Origin of the sequence: Escherichia sp. KCJ4928 (assembly GCF_004352695.1) — a bacterium.
In the GTDB taxonomy this organism is placed as follows: domain Bacteria; phylum Pseudomonadota; class Gammaproteobacteria; order Enterobacterales; family Enterobacteriaceae; genus ECMA0423.
On the sequence record NZ_SJWV01000790.1, the window covers coordinates 1 to 255 of the forward strand.

General features: G+C 59.6%; 1 protein-coding gene. It reads right to left on the reverse strand.

Annotated elements, in window-relative coordinates; genetic code table 11:
- Window positions 1–255: inovirus-type Gp2 protein (locus E0D98_RS26795; protein WP_131891697.1), on the reverse strand; the 255-nt coding region annotated here is incomplete at both ends.

Below are 255 nucleotides of genomic sequence, written 5' to 3' on the forward strand. Positions count from 1 at the left end.
CCGCGAGCTTTGGTATGCTCCTTCGCCAGATAGCCAGAACGTTCCAGCACCTGCTGAAAGCCGGTTTCATCATCGCGTTCCAGCCACACCGCTGGCTTGTCAGGAAAATGTGCCAGCGTGTCATAACGTCCGGCATCCACTCCCAGGGCACTGCACCAGGCCTGTTTAATCATCCCGGCCAGTGACCCCGGAGCGCGGTAATCGCCGGCACGACACCAGGTATCCCGGTTGACCAGCAGCAGCAGGTGATAGTGT